This is a genomic window from Williamsia sp. D3 (genome assembly GCF_000506245.1).
GTDB lineage: Bacteria > Actinomycetota > Actinomycetes > Mycobacteriales > Mycobacteriaceae > Williamsia > Williamsia muralis.
Map to the genome: position 1 here is coordinate 210,552 of NZ_AYTE01000012.1, position 15,575 is coordinate 226,126.

At 65.8% G+C, this 15,575-nt stretch carries 14 protein-coding genes; 3 read left to right on the forward strand and 11 right to left on the reverse strand.

The window, feature by feature from the left end:
- Window positions 1-57: 57 nt before the first annotated feature.
- The 3 genes from rpsG to W823_RS37810 all read right to left on the reverse strand — a co-directional run bounded on the left by rpsG (window position 58) and on the right by W823_RS37810 (window position 2,918).
- A complete protein-coding gene (rpsG, locus tag W823_RS37800; RefSeq protein ID WP_023956146.1) occupies window positions 58-528 on the reverse strand; it encodes a 30S ribosomal protein S7 in 471 nt (156 codons plus the stop codon).
- Window positions 528-902 (reverse strand): 30S ribosomal protein S12, encoded by a 375-nt coding sequence (gene rpsL / locus W823_RS37805; RefSeq protein ID WP_023956148.1) that lies wholly within the window; start codon window positions 900-902, stop codon window positions 528-530. The genes rpsG and rpsL overlap by 1 nt, the downstream gene beginning before the upstream one ends.
- A gap of 327 nt (window positions 903-1,229) precedes the next feature.
- Window positions 1,230-2,918 carry a SulP family inorganic anion transporter gene (locus W823_RS37810; RefSeq protein WP_031331739.1) on the reverse strand — a complete coding sequence of 563 codons (1,689 nt, stop codon included), beginning with the start codon at window positions 2,916-2,918 and terminating at the stop codon, window positions 1,230-1,232.
- Between the two features lie 325 nt (window positions 2,919-3,243).
- Here W823_RS37810 and W823_RS37815 point away from each other — a divergent pair, with 325 nt between their 5' ends.
- From W823_RS37815 to W823_RS37825, 3 genes are all read left to right on the forward strand, one after another.
- A complete protein-coding gene (locus W823_RS37815) occupies window positions 3,244-4,893 on the forward strand; it encodes a sigma-54-dependent Fis family transcriptional regulator (RefSeq protein WP_023956152.1) in 1,650 nt (549 codons plus the stop codon).
- A gap of 151 nt (window positions 4,894-5,044) precedes the next feature.
- Window positions 5,045-6,541, forward strand: coding sequence for an aldehyde dehydrogenase family protein (locus tag W823_RS37820; protein WP_023956153.1), 1,497 nt, complete (start codon window positions 5,045-5,047; stop codon window positions 6,539-6,541).
- A gap of 45 nt (window positions 6,542-6,586) precedes the next feature.
- Window positions 6,587-7,699: an NDMA-dependent alcohol dehydrogenase gene (locus tag W823_RS37825; RefSeq protein WP_023956155.1), complete on the forward strand. Its 1,113-nt coding sequence runs from the start codon at window positions 6,587-6,589 to the stop codon at window positions 7,697-7,699.
- 64 nt (window positions 7,700-7,763) lie between these two features.
- Here W823_RS37825 and W823_RS37830 read toward each other — a convergent pair whose 3' ends face one another.
- From W823_RS37830 to W823_RS37865, 8 genes are all read right to left on the reverse strand, one after another.
- The gene (locus tag W823_RS37830; RefSeq protein WP_023956156.1) at window positions 7,764-8,582 is read right to left on the reverse strand and encodes a crotonase/enoyl-CoA hydratase family protein; all 819 of its coding nucleotides are present in this window, start codon (window positions 8,580-8,582) and stop codon (window positions 7,764-7,766) included.
- A 46-nt stretch (window positions 8,583-8,628) separates the two neighbouring features.
- Window positions 8,629-8,961, reverse strand: coding sequence for a helix-turn-helix domain-containing protein (locus W823_RS37835; RefSeq protein WP_023956157.1), 333 nt, complete (start codon window positions 8,959-8,961; stop codon window positions 8,629-8,631).
- Window positions 8,948-9,406 (reverse strand): ATPase, encoded by a 459-nt coding sequence (locus W823_RS37840; protein ID WP_031331740.1) that lies wholly within the window; start codon window positions 9,404-9,406, stop codon window positions 8,948-8,950. The genes W823_RS37835 and W823_RS37840 overlap by 14 nt, the downstream gene beginning before the upstream one ends.
- 80 nt (window positions 9,407-9,486) lie before the next feature.
- The gene (locus W823_RS37845; protein WP_023956161.1) at window positions 9,487-10,089 is read right to left on the reverse strand and encodes a TetR/AcrR family transcriptional regulator; all 603 of its coding nucleotides are present in this window, start codon (window positions 10,087-10,089) and stop codon (window positions 9,487-9,489) included.
- On the reverse strand, window positions 10,086-10,847 hold the full coding sequence (locus tag W823_RS37850; protein WP_023956163.1) for an enoyl-CoA hydratase family protein: 762 nt from the start codon (window positions 10,845-10,847) through the stop codon (window positions 10,086-10,088). Before W823_RS37850 ends, W823_RS37845 begins: the two co-directional genes overlap by 4 nt.
- Before the next feature lie 21 nt (window positions 10,848-10,868).
- On the reverse strand, window positions 10,869-12,026 hold the full coding sequence (locus W823_RS37855) for an acyl-CoA dehydrogenase family protein (RefSeq protein WP_023956165.1): 1,158 nt from the start codon (window positions 12,024-12,026) through the stop codon (window positions 10,869-10,871).
- On the reverse strand, window positions 12,023-14,017 hold the full coding sequence (locus W823_RS37860; RefSeq protein WP_023956166.1) for a biotin carboxylase N-terminal domain-containing protein: 1,995 nt from the start codon (window positions 14,015-14,017) through the stop codon (window positions 12,023-12,025). Before W823_RS37860 ends, W823_RS37855 begins: the two co-directional genes overlap by 4 nt.
- Before the next feature lie 8 nt (window positions 14,018-14,025).
- Window positions 14,026-15,561 (reverse strand): acyl-CoA carboxylase subunit beta, encoded by a 1,536-nt coding sequence (locus W823_RS37865; RefSeq protein WP_235189459.1) that lies wholly within the window; start codon window positions 15,559-15,561, stop codon window positions 14,026-14,028.
- Between the last annotated feature and the right edge of the window lie 14 nt (window positions 15,562-15,575).

Consider the following 15,575-nt stretch of genomic DNA (forward strand, 5'->3'; position numbering starts at 1 on the left):
CTCTGTATTGCCTGAAAGTTGTTGTAGCCGCCGGCCTGGAGGGCCGGCGGCCCGTTGTCACCAGCGGTAGTGCGCGAACGCCCGGTTGGCCTCGGCCATCTTGTGGGTGTCCTCGCGACGCTTGACTGCCGCGCCGAGACCGTTGCTGGCGTCGAGCAGCTCGTTGGCGAGACGCTCGACCATCGTCTTCTCGCGACGCTGGCGACTGAAGGTCACCAACCAACGCAGCGCGAGGGTGTTGGCACGGCCCGGCTTGACCTCGATGGGCACCTGGTAGGTGGCGCCACCGACGCGACGGCTCTTGACCTCGAGGGCCGGACGAACGTTGTCCAGCGCGCGCTTGAGGGTGACGACCGGATCGGTGCCGGTCTTCTCACGAGCCTGTTCGAGGGCCTGGTAGACGATCCGCTCGGCGGTCGACTTCTTGCCGTCCAGCAGGATCTTGTTGACCAACTGGGTCACGACAGGGCTGCCGTAGACCGGGTCGTTGATCAGGGGGCGCTTGGGTGCGGGTCCTTTACGTGGCATCAGCCCTTCTCCTTCTTCGCGCCGTACTTGCTGCGACCCTGCTTGCGAGCCTTGACACCCTGGGTGTCGAGCGAGCCGCGGATGACCTTGTAACGCACACCCGGGAGGTCCTTCACACGACCACCGCGAACGAGCACCATCGAGTGCTCCTGCAGGTTGTGGCCTTCACCGGGGATGTATGCGGTCACCTCGACCGAGCTGGTGAGACGAACACGAGCCACCTTCCGGAGCGCCGAGTTCGGCTTCTTCGGGGTGGTTGTGTAGACGCGAGTGCACACGCCGCGTCGCTGCGGGCTGCCCTTCAGCGCTGCCGTCTTCTGCTTGGCAGGCTTGTCATGGCGGCCCTTACGGACCAGCTGGTTGATAGTTGGCACTGAGAGTTCTTCCTTTGTTTGGCGTTCTTCGTCTCTGCTGCGGTTTCTGCTCCGGGCAAGTCCGATGTGATCGGTTCTTCCGCAGTACGCCCCACCGAGGCAAACGCCCTGGTCAGGTGTGGCCTTCCCTACCCCTTGGTCGGGCGTGTCGAAATTGCCCGACGCGGCAGTTGAAGGCACGCAGATGGACCCGGCCGATCTAAAATATGGCGGAGGCCGGGCACCAGCGGTCAACTCTACCGACCGTGCGACCGCAGGTCAAAATCGTCCAGCACCGCCGCCGACCGGAGCGATCCCGCAGGTTGTCGCCTGTTCGTACGCAGACACTCATCGGCCCTCACGGCCCCTGAACGCGTCCACCGCCGACTCGATAGTGGGATGGAAACGGTCGGGGCCGAATCTGTCTCCCAGGCCGAATCGGATGAGCCTGTCTTTCATGGGCCCCTTCATCTCCGCGAAGACCAGACGGATGCCCTTGTTCGCCAGATAGGTGTCGAGATCGATGAGTTCGTCGACCGCGGTGGTGTCGATGCCGGTCACCGGTTCAGCCGCCACGATCACCCAGTCAACCCGCTCGTGGGCCGCCGCGACCACCGACCGGACGTAGTCGTCGAAGATGCCGCCGTTCGCAAAGAACAGCGGTGCATCAAAGCGGACCAGGACAAGACCCGGGATGCGGCGACCGGCCGGGTGGCGCGCGATGTCGTGGAAGCCAGGGCGGTCGGCGACCTGGACGAGCTCGGTGCGGTAGGGCTGCCAGGCCCGCGCGACCACGGCGACAAAGGACAGGCCAATCGCAACCAGGACCCCCTCGAGCACCCCGACCAGCGCGACGCCCACGAAGGCCGCGACCGCGAGAGCGAACTCGATCCTGCTCATCCGGAACATCCGGACCATGCCGCTCACGTCGACCAGAGCGGTGGCGGCCACGATCACCACGGCGGCGAGTGTGGCGTCGGGCAGATATGCGGTGACGCCCGGAGCCGCGAGCACGAAGACCAGGACGGCGAGGGCCCCGACGACTCCCGCGAGTTGGGTCTTGGCCCCGGACTGCTCGGCCACGGGGGTGCGTGATCCACTCGCCGAGATCGGGAAGCCGCTGAAGAGGCCGCCGGCGATGTTGGCCACGCCGATTGCCTTCATCTCCGTGCTCCCGTTCACCTCTTCGCCGTGGCGGGCCGCGAACGTGCGGGACAGGACACCGGTGTCAGCGAAAGCGATCAACGCGATGCCTGCCGCGGGCCCGACGAGTTCGACCACGTCCGACCAGTCGACTCCCCCGAACGACGGCAACGGCATGCCGTCGGGCAACGCGCCGACCATCCCGACGTCATCGGTGAGACCCAGGGCAGCGGAGACGATGATCGCTGCCACAACGGCCACGAGAACCCCTGGAACGCGGGGCAACCAGAGCCGGAAGGCGACGATGATCGCCAGTGAGCCGAAACCGATTGTGGCGGTGACGAGGTCGATGCCGCCGCTGAGTGCGGCGTGCGCGGTCTCCCAACCCTGCTCGATCAGGTTGTCGGCATCGACGGAGAAGCCCAGCAGTTTCGGCAACTGGCCGACGACCACGATGAGCGCGATCGCGTTCAGATATCCGAGCCGGATCGGTTTCGACAGCAGGTCGGTGACGAACCCCAGCCGAAGGAACCCGGCAACGAGCAAGATGAGACCGACGAGGACAGCGAGGATCCCGGCGAGGGCGAGCGCGGTCTCCGGGTCTCCGGTCACCGCAAGCGGCGCCACCGCAGCGGCGATCAGGGGCGCGAGCGACGAATCCGGTCCGAGGACAAGGATTTTCGACGGGCCCACCACCGCATACGCCAGGAGCGGGACGATGGTGGCGTACAGGCCGGCGTACGCGGGCAACCCTGCAGCCTCTGCGTAACCCATCCCGGCCGGGATCAGCAGCGCGGTCAACACCAGGCCCGCGGTGAAGTCGGGACGCAGCCACTCCCGGCGATACTGCCGCGCGGTCGCGACCCCGGGCAAGCGGGCGAATACATCCGTCACAGCGGTTCCCACGACTCCATCTCAGTCCGGTGCTGCAGACCAGTTCTCAGTTCCGGCGAGTCTATTCGCCTGTGCCGGCCCCCGATCGACGACGGCGATCACCTCCACCTCAGCGCCGCCGGCTACCCGAAGTTGGCCGACACCGTCGTAGTGGGTCAGCTGGCCGACAACTGTGGATCAGGATCGTCTGGTTCTTCTGATTCGGCCTGGGGTTCGGCGGCGTAGTCCTGCGCCACCGGCGGTCGATGTCCCAGGGACATCCACCCTCAGGGCGCCCGGTTCCGCAGTGCTCCCGCCTACCTCGGGGGTAGCGTCGCGGGTGCAGATGAACAGCCGATCGCACACCCAGCCGAATCGCCCCGACATCGCCCAGTCGTGGCAGCGATCGCTGCTGGGTGGGCTGAAGCCAGGTGATTCGCCGGACGTGCGGCCTGTGGACATCTCATCGACCGAGCATCCGTTGTTGCGGGCCGCCGGCCCGGTCATCGACGCCGTGGCACATCAATTGGCCGAGTCCAACACAGCCCTGCTGCTGGTGGATTCCGATGCCCGGCTCGTGTCCCGCACGTTCGGCGGGGTCCAGGTCGAGCAGGCACTGGAATCGGTGGGCGCGGTGTGCGGCGCCGAGTTCAGCGAGGACACGATGGGGACCACCGCGCTCGGTACCCCGCTCGAGATCCGGGACGGCATCGTCATCAATGCCGCCGAACACTTCCTCGAACAGTTCCGCACCATCAGTTGTTATGGGCGGCCCATCCTCCATCCCGTCTCTCGTCGGCTGGAGGGGATCGTCTGCATGAGCAACCTCGAACCGACCGTCAATCCGCTGTTCGCGCCGTTTGTCGACCGGATCGCAGACGATATCGAGCAGCGGCTCCTCGAGGGGTCGAGGGCGCGGCAGACGGCGGTGGTGGAGGCGTTTCAGCGTGTCGCGCCCCGTCGCGATGTCGCCGTCGTCGCGGTCGGTGACGATCTGTTGCTGACCAATGCCCTTGCCGCCGACATCCTCGCCTCCGCGGATTTCGGAACCCTCCGCGCACTGGCCGCCGATCTGGGTGCAGACGAGCGCCGAACGCAACTCGCACTGGTGTCGGGCAACATCGTGGAGGTCGTCGGTCGGCGGGTGTCAGGCAGTGCCGGAGGCGCGCTCTTCCGGGTACGACCTCTGGATCTGCCCCACGTGCCGATTGCCCGTAAACCGCGCTCGCACACCGGCGTGGGCATGCGGACAGACCGACTTCGCAGCGTGTGGGAGAACACCGCCATCACCGGCGAACCGGGTAGTGGACGGACCAGCACCGCGGCCGAACTGCTCGGCAATCGACCGGTACGCGCCGTGGACGCCGCGGCCCTGGTGACCGGATCGGGCGGTGGCGGATTGATCGGCCATCTCACCGGCACCGACGAGACCACCATGCTCATCGAGAACGTGCATCTGCTCGATCCGCTGAGCCTGTCCGCGCTCAGGACGGCGGTTCTCGAGGGAACCCCACCCGTTGTGCTGACCGCTCCCCCGCTGCCCGAGTCACCTGGTCCGGTCGCCGCCCTCATCGCTCTGTGTCCGCGCCGGATAGATCTGGCGCCGCTGCGCCATCGCACGATCGACCTACCGGCCCTGGCGGGGAACGTGTTGTCGCGCATCGCCCCTCGTGCCGTGCTCGGTGCGGCAGCCGGTGAGGCCCTGCTCTCGTCCGACTGGCCGGGCAACCTGACCGAACTCACGATGGTTCTGCGAACCGCGGCCGACAACGCCGCCCGCCGCGCGGACCGGGTGATCACGGTTGCCGACCTGCCCGCGCACCATCAGACCACCACGCGCGCGCACCGGTTGTCCGGACGCGACCGGGCCGAACGTCAGGCGATCGTCGAGGCCATGCAGGCCAGCGAGGGCAACAAGGTCCACGCGGCCAAGATGCTCGGCATCAGCCGCAGCACGCTGTACACCCGACTTCGCGCCCTCGACATCGATCACTGAGGCTCGTTCGATCGACAGGACGAGTAGACGCTCGAGTCCTTCGGCAGCGTCCGGCGGGGTGTACAGATTCCGGACAGTTGGGCACCACCTTTCGTTGGCACTATGACCGCAGTCACATAAACGACTGTGCATGCTGACGCTAGGAGAATGTATGACCGCCCTTGCCGAGCCCCAATTGGCCTCGCAGATAAGGACTTTCATTTCCACCGACCGTTCGATGCTGATCGGGGGCGAGTGGATCGGTGCCGCATCGGGCAAGACTTTCACCACCTTCGACCCGGCCACCACGGCTCCGATCACCGACGTCGCCCACGGCGACGCCACCGACGTCGACCGAGCGGTCCGGGCCGCCCGGCGAGCATTCGACGACGGGCCATGGGCCCGGATGAAGCCGAACGAGCGCGAACGTCTGCTCTGGCGGGTCGGGGATCTGCTCACCGAACGCGCGGAGGAGTTCGGCCAGCTCGAAGCCCTGGACAACGGCAAGTCAGCGGGTATCGCCGCGGCCGTCGACACGGCGTGGTCGGCCGACATCTTCCGATACAACGCGGGGCTGTGCACCAAGATCTTCGGATCCACGGTCAACGTGTCGATGCCCTTTGTCCCGGGCGGCGAGTTCCACGCCTACACTCTGCGCGACCCCGTCGGGGTATGCGGCCTCATCGTTCCCTGGAACTTCCCACTCCTGATGGCGTCGTTCAAGTTGGCCCCCGCACTGGCGGCCGGCAACACCGTGGTGCTCAAACCTGCTGAGCAAACCCCCTTGACTGCATTGCTTTTGGGCGAGATCTTCGAGGAGGCAGGATTTCCTCCCGGGGTCGTCAACATCGTCACCGGCTTCGGTGATGCCGGCGCCGCCCTGACGGCACATCCGGACGTGGACAAGATCGCGTTCACCGGGTCCACCGAGGTCGGCAAGAAAATCGTCGCGGCCGCCCAGGGCAATCTCAAGAAGGTCTCCCTCGAATTGGGTGGCAAGAGCCCGAACATCGTGTTCGCCGACGCCGACTTCGAGCAGGCCGTGGCCGGTTCGGTCGCCGCATGGATGTTCAACCACGGCCAATGCTGCGTCGCGGGCACGCGACTCTTCGTCGAGCGCCCGATCTTCGACGACTTCACCGCTGCCGTCGCAGAGGCTGCATCGAAGGCCAAGATCGGGCCTGGCCTCGATCCCACCACCGAACTCGGCCCACTCATCTCACAGGAGCAGTTCGACAAGGTCAGTGGCTATCTCGCTCAGGGCCTTGCCGACGGAGCACGGGCGCTGACCGGCGGAAAACGCTGGGGCACCGAAGGATACTTCATCGAACCCACCGTGTTCGTGGACGTCGAGCCGAGTTTCTCGATCGTCGAGGAAGAGATCTTCGGCCCCGTGGTGGCCGCGATGCCCTTCGACGGAGATGACGTGGTGGCTGCCGCGAACAACTCGATCTACGGACTCGCCGCCGGCATCTGGACCCGAGACCTGTCCAAGGCACACAAGACAGCCAGGCGCATCAAGGCCGGTTCGGTCTGGGTCAACCAGTACAACGGATTCGACACCGCGATGCCGTTCGGTGGCTACAAGCAGTCCGGCTGGGGCCGCGAACTCGGCAACTCGGCGATCGATCTCTACACCGAGACCAAATCAGTGAACATCGCTCTCTGACAACACTTCTCTGGTATCCCCCTTCCCACCATCGAAAGGACCATCATGAAAACCAAAGCCGCAGTGCTACTCGAGGCCGGCAAACCGTTCGAGATCATGGAACTCGAACTCGACGGGCCGGGCCCCGGCGAGGTGCTCATCAAGTACACCGCCGCCGGACTCTGTCATTCCGACCTGCACCTCACCGACGGCGACCTACCGCCCCGCTATCCGATCGTCGGCGGACACGAAGGGTCAGGCATCATCGAGGAGGTGGGACCCGGCGTCACCAAGGTGAAGCCCGGCGACCACGTGGTGTGCAGCTTCATCCCCAACTGCGGTACCTGTCGCTACTGCTCGACCGGTCGGCAGAACCTCTGCGACATGGGCGCCACCATCCTGGAGGGCTCTATGCCCGACGGTTCCTTCCGATTCCACGGGGACGGAGAAGATTTCGGCGCCATGTGCATGCTCGGTACGTTCGCCGAACGCGCCACCATCTCACAGCACTCGGTTGTGAAGGTCGACGATTGGCTTCCGCTGGAGACCGCCGTCCTGGTCGGATGCGGTGTACCGTCCGGCTGGGGAACGGCGGTCAATGCCGGCAACCTCCGCAACGGCGACACGGCGGTGATCTACGGCATCGGCGGGCTGGGCATCAACGCCGTCCAGGGTGCGGTGGGCGCCGGCTGCAAGTACGTGGTGGTGGTCGACCCCGTACCGCTCAAGCGCGAGACCGCGCTGAAGTTCGGCGCCACACACGCATTCGCCGATGCGGCCAGCGCCGCTGATAAGGTCAACGAACTCACCTGGGGCCAAGGCGCCGACGCGGCCCTGATCCTGGTCGGCACCGTCGACCAGGACGTGGTGTCGGCCGCGACTGCAGTGATCGGCAAGGGCGGCACAGTGGTGATCACCGGCCTCGCGGACCCGACGAAGTTGACGGTGCAGGTGTCGGGCACCGATCTGACCCTGAACCAGAAGACGATCAAGGGGTCGCTCTTCGGATCGATGAATCCGCAGTACGACATCGTCAAACTCCTGCGGCTGTACGACGCCGGCCAGTTGAAACTGGATGAGCTGATCACTCAGACCTACTCACTCGAACAGGTCAATCAGGGCTACCAGGATCTTCGCGACGGCAAGAACATTCGCGGGGTCATCCACCACGCGGCGTAACGAGTCCCGACGAAGGCCCGTACCCATCTCGCCAGGGGTGCGGGCCTTCGGCGTACATCGTGCGTCAGCGCCGGCGGCGTGCCATGTCCTCGGTGCGCCTGCGGACGACCTCGATCTGCTCGGATGAGCCGATCAGCTTCCGGATGGCGACCTGCTCGGCGTCGAATCCCGCGGCGAGGTCCACTCGCCCGGCCAGTTCGAGCAGAGCCTTGGCCTCGACCAGTGCGCCCCGGGAGTTGCCTGCGATCTCGGTGGCCAGCGCCGTGGCCGCCGAGAGCGGTTCGTCGTCGGTGCGGGTCACCAAACCCATTGTGGCTGCGTCGCTTCCACTGACTCTGCGACCGGTGAACACCAGCTCCTTGGCGACGTCGCGGCCGACGAGCTCGGGCAGTATCTGCGTGCCGGTCATGTCCGGGATCAGTCCCCAGACGATCTCCATCACCGACAGTGCGGTGTCGGGCGCGGCGATCCGGATGTCCGCGCCGAGCGCCACCTGCAATCCCCCACCGAACGCGACGCCGTGGAGGGCGGCGATGACGGGTACGGGCACCAGCGACCACACGTGCACGGCTTGTTGGCCCAGAGCTGTTGCCGCGCCCAGACGTTCGCGGTCGGCCACGACGTCGGCAGCCCCACCTTGCATCAGTTCGAACTGTCCCATGTCGAGACCGGCACAGAACGCCCGGCCTTCACCGGCGATCACCACGGCGGAGACGTCGGTGCGGTCGATGAGCGCTGACCCGACGTCGACGAGCGCCTCGAACATCGCCGGATCGAGGGCGTTCATCTTGTCCGGCCGATTGAGCCGCACCTGCGCGACCCCATCGGCGACCTCACAGGTCACCCGCTGCCGGCCTGCTGCGTCCCCGCTCGTGTCAGTCATCACCGATTCATATCAGGTGGCCTGCCGGCAGCGGAAGAAGTTGGACCTAGGTGTTCGGATCGGCCTCGGCACGCGTCTTGATGTCGGCAAGACGACGATCCCAGCCGGCCGCAATGCCATCGAGTTCGCGGCCGATCCGGCTGAGCCGGGCGCCCACCGGGGTGAACCTCACCTCGCGGCCGATCTTCGACGACGAGACCAGACCCGTCTCCTCCAAAATCGCCAGATGCTTGGCAATGGCCTGTCGCGAGACCGGGAACTCGGCCGCGAGCGCCGACGCGGATGCCGGGGACCTGCCCAGCCTGACGAGCAGCCCCCAGCGGGTGTCGTCGGCGAGCGCGGCGAAGACTGCCGGCAGTTCGGTGTCAGCTCCGGACATCGACCTGAGCAAGTTCGAGATGCCGCTTGGCGATTCCCAGTTCCTGGGTCCATCCCTCGGTGTTGTCGTCGAACTTCTTTCGCCGTTCGGTGGCGTCCCCGGGCAGAGACGCGAATCCGCTCTCGGCAACCCTGAGAACCACTGACCCCGAGGACATCTCATCGATCCAGAACTCGACCAACGTCGAGGCGCCTGCGGTGTCGTCCACATCGGCGATCCAGCGGAAGGCGGCGTACCTCGGCGGGTCCAGCGTGACGGTGCGAAGGGCAAAAGCACCGTGCACCGGATCATGCACGATGTCGACATCGCCCGACCGCTCGATCCGGTGGGGGGTGATCTCGGAATCGTTGATGTACCAACCGGGCTCACTGATCAGCGACCACACCCGATCCGCCGGTGCGTCGATGTCGATCTGCCGCTCGATGCGGTCGAAGTCTTCAATCATGGTGTCCTCCGTGTCCGATTGATGTGCAACCCAAGCATTGCACATCTCGGCAGGGATATGCAACCTCCTAGTTGCACATATCAGCGCAGAGACGCCTGCAGTTGCTCCGCCCACGCCCCGACGACCTGCCTGCGGCGCGCGGAGTCGTCGGACAACGTATCGGCCAGTCCGAGCCCACGCGCAAAGTCCAGGGTCGCCTGCACCAGCCGATGGACCTTGGGGTCCGAATCGTCGACCCCCAGCATGTGCACCGTCATCGAATGGGCCGCGGCTCCGAACCGGCCCTCGAGCGGCAGGATCAACCGGCGCAGCGATTCGTCGGATGCTGCTGCGCACCACACCTGTAACGCCGCCTTGAACTCTTGACCGGTGTAGAACTCGACGGCCGTGGCGACGGCGACCTCGATCCGTCCGGCTCCAGGTGGCAGTCGCTCGGCCTCGTCGGTGGCACGCATCGTCAAGTTCTCGAAGACATGCTCGAGAGCAGCGGTGATGAGGTCCTCGCGAGTCGGGAAGTGGTGTTGCGCCGCACCGCGGGACACGCCCGCACGGCCGGCAACCACACCCACGCTGCACGCCGCCCAGCCATCGACGGCAAGCACGTCGATGGTCGCGTCGAGCAGGCGTTGCCGCGTCGCCCGACTGCGGTCCTGCTGGGGAGTTCGTACCGGTCCGCGCGTCATGGGTGCTCGGCCACCCACGGAGGCGGTTGCTTGTTCAGGAATGCGAGCATTCCCGCCCTGGCCTCATCCGAACCGAACAGGGCTGCCGATTCGCTCGCCAATCGTGCTGCGTCGCGGTCGAATTCACGCAGAATCGCCGTTGTGGTCAGCCGCTTGCTCGCGGCGAGACCCTGCGGGGAACCCTTGCGCAGATCGGCGCACCAGTTCGCCACGATGCCGGCCAGCGCTTCGGAGTCCGCCGCCGCGGTGGTGATCAGCCCGATCTCCTCGGCCACGTGAGCGTCGAACTTCTCACCGGTGAGGAAGTATCGGCCGGCCGCCCGCGACGTGAGTCTGGGGAGCACCGTGAGCGAGATCATCGATGGCGCAACGCCGATTCTCGCCTCGGTCAGCGCGAAGGTGCTCGCCGGGCCCGCCGCCACCAGATCGCAGGCCCCGACGAACCCGAACCCGCCTGCTCGTACGTGGCCATCGATCCGACCGATCACCGGCTTGGGCAACTCGATGATCGACCGCATGAGATCGATCATCACCTCTGGCCCGGTTCTGCCCGCCTCACTGAGATCGGCTCCTGCACAGAATGTCCCGCCGGTGTGTGTCAACACCACCGCTCGCACCGCCTGGTCGTCGCGGGCAGCGCCCAGTCGTGCGGTCAGCTGCTCGACCAGCGCGCCCGAGATCGCGTTGCGGTTTCCTGGCGAATCCAGTGTGATGGTCGCGATTCCCGCCTCGGCGGCGTATCCGACGATGTTGTCCATATCGGTTCTCGGGTTCCGCTCTCAGTACGACTTGGGTAGGCCGAGACTGTTCTGCGCCACGAAGTTCAGGATCATCTCGCGACTGACGGGCGCCACGCGGGCGATCCGGCACAGGTTGAGCAGCGGCGCGAGCCCGTACTCGGTGGACAGACCGTTGCCGCCGAGCGACTGCACGGCGGAGTCGACGATCTTGACACATGCCTCGGCCGCCGCGTACTTGGCCATGTTCGCCGGTTCGGCCGCACCCCAGTCGTCACCGGCGTCGTACAGCGTTGCGGCCTTCTGCATCATCAGTTTGGCCAGCTCCATCTCGATCTTGCCGACCGCCAGTGGATGTGCGATGGCCTGGTGTGCGCCGATGGGCGTCTTCCACACGGTCCGCTCGTTGACGTATTCCACCGCTCGGCCGAGAGCGAAGCGTCCCATCCCGACAGCTGACGCCGCTGCCATGATGCGCTCGGGGTTGAGACCGGCGAACAGTTGGCTCAGCGCCGCATCCTCGGAACCGACCAGCGCGGTCGACGGCAGGCGCACGTCGTCGAGGAACAGCAGGAACTGCTTCTCGGGATTGATCAGGTCCATCTCGATCTGGTTGAACTCGAAACCCGGTGCGTCGGTGGGCAGGATGAACAGCGCGGGCTTGAGCCGGCCGGTCTTTGCGTCCTCGGTGCGGGCCACGATCAGCACGGCCTGGGCCTGGTCCACGCCGGACACGTAGATCTTGCGTCCCGAGAGCAGCCAGTCGCCACCGTCGCGCCGCGCAGTGGTGGTGATGTTGTGCGAGTTGGACCCCGCATCGGGCTCGGTGATACCGAAAGCCATGGTGATCGACCCGTCGGCGAGTCCGGGTAGCCACTGCTTCTTCTGGTCTTCGGTGCCGAAGCGCGCGATGACGTTTCCGCAGATCGCCGGGGAGACCACCATCATCAGCAGGCCGCTACCGATGGCCGCCAGTTCTTCCATCACGATCGACAGCTCGTACATTCCCGCGCCACCGCCGCCGTACTCCTCGGGCAGGTTGACACCAATGAAGCCCAGCTTTCCTGCCTCAGACCATAATTCGTCCGTCTTGCGGCCACTGCGGGCGCAATCGAGGAAGTACTCGTGGCCGAAACGGCCGCCGAGACCAGCCACCGAACTGCGTAACGCCTTCTGCTCATCTGTTTCCACGAAGCTCATGCTGACTCTCCCTCGATCTCGTTCGGCCGATGTTCTGAGATGACGGCGAGCACTTCGCCCACGGCCACCTGTTGTCCTGCCCCGATGGGCAGCTTCTCCACGATTCCGTCTGCGGAGGCCGAGATGGTGTGCTCCATCTTCATCGCCTCGAGCCACAGCAGCGGCTCGCCCTTCGTGACGGTCTGACCTTCCACGACGGCGATCCTGATGATCGACCCCGGCATCGGGGCGAGCAGCGATCCGGGGGCACTCATCTCGGCGGGATCGACGAATCGCGGTGCCCTGCGGAGCGTCACCGACCCACCTGAGAAATCGACCCAGCGCGCGTCGTCGCGTCGACGTACCCGGAAGGTGCGGTCCACGCCGGCGACGGTGAAGGTCACTGCGTTGCTGTGCATCGTCTTCACAGTCACCGCTGGGTCATCCGGCAGCACCACACCGTCACGTGTCACCCGGTATCGCACCGTCGTCTCGTCGGTGTTCTCACCGAACGTGTAGTTCTTCGTCTGGGTGGCCGACGGCAGGTTGCGCCAGCCCGACGGCAGTCCCCCATCCACGCCCGCACGGCTACGGTTGTCGGCGGCGTCGGCGAGTGCGGCGGCGATGATGGCCTCGCGTCGTCGCTCCTCACCGGCCAAAGGGGCCGACAGGACGTCCAGACCGATCTCGTCGATGAACTTGGTGGTGGTGTCGCCATCACGGAACTCGTTGCGGCGCAGCATCGTCACCAGCATGTCGCGGTTGGTGCGTGGGCCGTGGAGTTCCGCTGACTCGAGCGCCCCTGCCAGGATGTTGATCGCGGTGCGTCGGTCCGGTGCCCAGCTGATCACCTTCGCGAGCATCGGGTCGTAGAAGACCGAGATCTCGCTTCCGTCCTCGATGCCCGAGTCCACTCGCACACCGGGTGCACCCAGCCGGCGGAAGGCCGCATCGCCCGCGATGTGGACGTGATCGACCCTGCCGGACTGGGGTTGCCAGTCGGCGCCGGGATCCTCGGCATACAGGCGAACCTCGATCGAGTGACCCTGCGGCTTCGGAGCTTCGGGTGGCAGATGTGCACCCTCGGCGATGTGCAGTTGCCACGCGACCAGGTCGAGCCCACTGGTCTCTTCTGTGACGGGGTGTTCGACCTGCAGCCGGGTGTTCATCTCCAAGAAGAAGAACCGTCCGTTGTCGTCGGCGAGGAACTCGACGGTCCCGGCTCCGGTGTAACCGATGGCCGAGGCAGCGGCCACCGCGGCATCGAAGAGTTCGCGGCGCAAGGCGGCGCCGATTCGCTCCACGAGCGGTGAGGGCGCCTCCTCGATGATCTTCTGATGGCGCCGCTGTATCGAGCACTCCCGCTCGCCCACCGCCCACACGTTTCCTGCTGCGTCGCCCAGCACCTGCACCTCGATGTGGTGGCCGCGCTCGATGTACGGCTCGCAGAACACCGTCGCGTCACCGAACGCCGATTGCGCTTCACGAGCTGCAGCTGCCACCTCTGCGGCCAGGTCGGCGAGGTCGCGAACGATGCGCATACCCCGGCCACCACCGCCGGCCGATGCCTTGATCAGGACCGGAAGATCCTCGGCGGCTATGGCATCCGGATCCAGGTTGCTCAACACCGGTACACCCGCGTCGGCCATGATCGCCTTGGCGTTCACCTTCGAACCCATGGCATCGATCGCCGATGGATCGGGACCTATCCAGGTGAGCCCGGCCTCGATCACCGCTCGGGCGAAGGCGGCGTTCTCGGACAGGAAGCCGTAGCCGGGATGCACCGCATCGGCACCAGCGGCACGTGCGGCAGCGATCACCGCATCGATCTTGAGATAGGTATCGGCAGAGGTGTTGCCCGGCAACCGAACTGCCACATCCGCCTCACGGACGTGAGGAGCAGTGGCGTCGGGGTCCGAGTACACCGCGACGGTGCCGAATCCGAGACGGCGGCATGTGACGAAGACCCGGCGCGCGATCTCGCCGCGGTTGGCCACCAGTACTGTTTGCATGTTTCCCATCACATCCGGAAGACGCCGAAGTTGCTGGTGCCTTGCACCGGCCCGTTGTCGATCGCCGAGAGGCACAGCCCGAGAACCGTACGGCTGTCCCGGGGGTCGATGATGCCGTCGTCGTACAGCATTCCCGAGAGGAACGCCGGCATCGACTCCTTCTCGATCTGGGCTTCGATCATCGCCCGCATCCCGGCGTCGGCCTCTTCGTCGACCGTTCCGCCCCTGGCCTCGGTCGCGGCGCGCGACACCATCGAGATCACTCCGGCCAGTTGGGCCGCCCCCATCACCGCCGACTTCGCACTGGGCCAACTGAACAGGAAGCGGGGGTTGTACGCCCGTCCGCACATGCCGTAGTGGCCTGCTCCGTAGCTCGCGCCGATCAGCAGCGAGATGTGCGGGACGGTGGAGTTCGATACCGCATTGATCATCATCGAGCCGTGTTTGATGATGCCGCCCCGCTCGTATTCTTGACCCACCATGTATCCGGTGGTGTTGTGCAAGAACAGCAAAGGGGTGTCCGAGCGGTTCGCGAGTTGGATGAACTGGGTTGCCTTCTGCGCCTCGGCGCTGAACAGCACCCCCTGGGCGTTCGCCAGGATCCCGATCGGATAGCCGTGGATGCGCGCCCATCCCGTGCACAGCGACGATCCGTACTCGGGTTTGAACTCGTCGAACACGCTGTCGTCGACGATGCGGGTGATGACGTCGCGAGGATCGAACGGGATCCTCAGGTCTCCCGGCACGATCTCGAGCAGATCCGACTCGGGATGGCGCGGTTCGATACTCGCGGCCACCGGGCCGGGCCCGCGCTTACGCCAGTTGAGCCGGGCCACGATCCGGCGACCGATCCGGATGGCGTCGCGTTCGTCGGTGGCGTAGTAGTCGGCGAGCCCGGACGTACGCGCGTGCATCTGGGCACCACCGAGGGACTCGTCGTCGCTGACCTCACCGGTGGCCATCTTCACCAGCGGCGGCCCGCCGAGGAACACCTTGGACTGGCCTTCGATCATCACGGTGTGGTCGGACATGCCCGGCAAATAGGCGCCACCGGCGGTGGAGTTGCCGAAAACCAGTGACAGCGTCGGTATCCCGGCCGCAGACAGCCTGGTGAGGTCCCGGAACATCGCGCCTCCGGGGATGAACACCTCCTTCTGCGTGGGCAGGTCCGCTCCCCCGGATTCCACGAGATTGATCAGTGGAAGACGGTTCTCCAGAGCGATCTGATTGGCGCGCAGACCCTTACGGAGGGTCCAGGGATTGGAGGTACCGCCACGCACGGTCGGGTCGTTGGCCACGAGTACACATTCGACCCCTTCGATCACACCGATACCGGTGACGATCGAGGCCCCCACAGGGAAGTCGGATCCGTACGCGGCGATGGGCGACAGTTCCAGGAGCGGACTGTCCTCATCCACCAGCAACTCGATGCGTTCGCGGGCAAGCAGCTTGCCGCGTTCGCGGTGGCGGGCCACCTTCTTCTCACCGCCACCGGCCGCAGCCTTAGCGAACAGTTCCTCGATCTCGGCGATCTTGCCGAGCATCGAAGTGGTGGCGT

Coding starts and splice junctions, on each gene's coding strand:
- W823_RS37845 (WP_023956161.1), bottom strand. CDS start 10,089: ATGACGCGCGGACCGGTACGAACTCCCCAGCAGGACCGCAGTCGGGCG.
- W823_RS37830 (WP_023956156.1), bottom strand. CDS start 8,582: ATGACTGACACGAGCGGGGACGCAGCAGGCCGGCAGCGGGTGACCTGT.
- W823_RS37815 (WP_023956152.1), top strand. CDS start 3,244: ATGAACAGCCGATCGCACACCCAGCCGAATCGCCCCGACATCGCCCAG.
- rpsG (WP_023956146.1), bottom strand. CDS start 528: ATGCCACGTAAAGGACCCGCACCCAAGCGCCCCCTGATCAACGACCCG.
- W823_RS37840 (WP_031331740.1), bottom strand. CDS start 9,406: ATGATTGAAGACTTCGACCGCATCGAGCGGCAGATCGACATCGACGCA.
- W823_RS37855 (WP_023956165.1), bottom strand. CDS start 12,026: ATGAGCTTCGTGGAAACAGATGAGCAGAAGGCGTTACGCAGTTCGGTG.
- W823_RS37865 (WP_235189459.1), bottom strand. CDS start 15,561: ATGCTCGGCAAGATCGCCGAGATCGAGGAACTGTTCGCTAAGGCTGCG.
- W823_RS37835 (WP_023956157.1), bottom strand. CDS start 8,961: ATGTCCGGAGCTGACACCGAACTGCCGGCAGTCTTCGCCGCGCTCGCC.
- W823_RS37860 (WP_023956166.1), bottom strand. CDS start 14,017: ATGCAAACAGTACTGGTGGCCAACCGCGGCGAGATCGCGCGCCGGGTC.
- W823_RS37825 (WP_023956155.1), top strand. CDS start 6,587: ATGAAAACCAAAGCCGCAGTGCTACTCGAGGCCGGCAAACCGTTCGAG.
- W823_RS37820 (WP_023956153.1), top strand. CDS start 5,045: ATGACCGCCCTTGCCGAGCCCCAATTGGCCTCGCAGATAAGGACTTTC.
- W823_RS37850 (WP_023956163.1), bottom strand. CDS start 10,847: ATGGACAACATCGTCGGATACGCCGCCGAGGCGGGAATCGCGACCATC.